We start from the raw sequence: 2182 nt of genomic DNA on the forward strand, positions 1-2182 counted from the left end.
CATCATATCATTAATGACGGTATGAGTAATATACAATTAATGAATGATCTTAACGCACTTTATCAACATAAATTATTGTTACCACTTAAATTGCAATATAAAGACTATAGTGAGTGGATGTCGCATCGTGATATGACGAAACATAGACAATATTGGTTATCTCAATTCAAAGATGAAGTACCTATTTTAAGCTTACCGACAGACTATGTTAGACCAAATATTAAAACGACAAATGGAGCAATGATGTCATTTACAATGAATCAACAAATGAGACAGCTACTTCAAAAGTATGTAGAAAAGCATCAAATTACTGATTTTATGTTCTTTAAGAGTGTGGTCATGACGTTGTTAAGCAGATATGCTCGAAAAGATGATGTTGTTGTCGGTAGTGTGATGAGTGCGCGTATGCATAAAGGCACGGAGCAAATGCTAGGCATGTTTGCTAATACGTTGGTATATAGAGGGCAACCGTCACCTGATAAAATGTGGACACAGTTTTTACAAGAGGTTAAGGAAATGAGTTTGGAGGCATACGAGCATCAAGAATACCCATTCGAATGTTTAGTAAATGACTTAGATCAATCACATGATGCCTCACGGAATCCATTATTTGATGTCATGTTAGTACTACAAAACAATGAAACGAATCATGCTCATTTTGGGCATAGTAAATTAACACACATTCAACCCAAATCAGTGACGGCGAAATTTGATTTATCTTTCATCATTGAAGAAGATCGCGATGACTATACAATCAATATCGAGTATAATACCGATTTATATCACTCAGAAACAGTTCGTCACATGGGTAATCAATGTATGATTATGATTGATTATATTTTGAAGCATCAAGATACACTACAAATTTGTGATATACCAAACGGCACGGAGGAACTTCTAAATTGGGTCAATACGCATGTTAACGATCGAATGCTTAATGTCCCGGGAAATAAATCTATCATAAGTTACTTTAATGAAGTTGTCTCACGACAAGGTAATCATGTTGCGCTAGTCATGAATGATTTGACAATGACGTATGAAACATTACGCAACTATGTGGATGCCATTGCGCACATGCTCCTATCAAATGGTGTGGGCAATGGTCAACGGGTTGCCTTGTTTACAGAACGTAGTTTTGAAATGATTGCGGCGATGTTGGCGACAGTTAAAGTAGGTGCATCTTATATACCTATCGATATTGATTTTCCGAATAAACGACAAGGTGCAATTTTGGAGGATGCTAAAGTAACTGCAGTCATGTCTTACGGCGTTGAAATTGAAACGACATTACCAGTCATTCAATTGGAAAATGCTAAAGGCTTTGTTGAATCAAAGGAAAATGAACAATATGATGATTTACATGGCAATCAACTTGAAAACACAGCGATGTTAGATAATGAGATGTATGCTATTTACACATCTGGTACGACCGGGATGCCTAAAGGGGTTGCCATACGACAACGAAATTTGTTGAATTTAGTGCATGCATGGTCAACTGAATTGCAATTAGGCGACAATGAAGTATTTTTGCAACATGCAAATATTGTTTTTGATGCATCAGTTATGGAGATTTATTGTTGTTTGTTAAATGGTCATACGCTTGTGATTCCAGATAGAGAGGAACGTGTTAATCCAGAACAGTTACAACAACTCATTAATAAGCATCGTGTGACGGTTGCGTCGATTCCGTTACAGATGTGTAGTATTATGGAAGACTTTTATATTGAAAAGTTGATTACAGGCGGGGCAACTAGTACGGCATCCTTTGTTAAATATATTGAGAAGCATTGTGGCACGTATTTCAATGCCTATGGACCATCTGAGTCAACAGTCATCACATCGTATTGGTCACATCATTGTGGTGATTTGATACCTGAGACGATTCCAATTGGCAAACCCTTATCTAACATCCAAGTGTATATTATGTCAGATGGTTTGTTATGCGGTATTGGTATGCCAGGCGAGTTGTGTATTGCAGGTGATAGTTTAGCGATAGGATATATTAACCGTCCAGAATTAATGGCTGATAAATGGCAAAATAATCCATTTGGTAAAGGAAAGTTGTATCATAGTGGTGATTTAGCACGTTATACATCTGATGGTCAAATTGAATTTTTAGGAAGAATAGATAAACAAGTGAAAGTTAACGGGTACCGTATTGAACTTGATGAAATTGAAAATG

Annotated in this window: 1 protein-coding gene; it reads left to right on the forward strand. The window is 36.5% G+C overall.

The window, feature by feature from the left end; genetic code table 11:
• A partial coding sequence (locus tag IDG60_RS11680) for a non-ribosomal peptide synthetase (protein WP_206160727.1) occupies positions 1–2182 on the forward strand: 2182 nt, incomplete at both ends.

It is taken from the genome of Staphylococcus sp. EG-SA-2 (genome assembly GCF_017152085.1).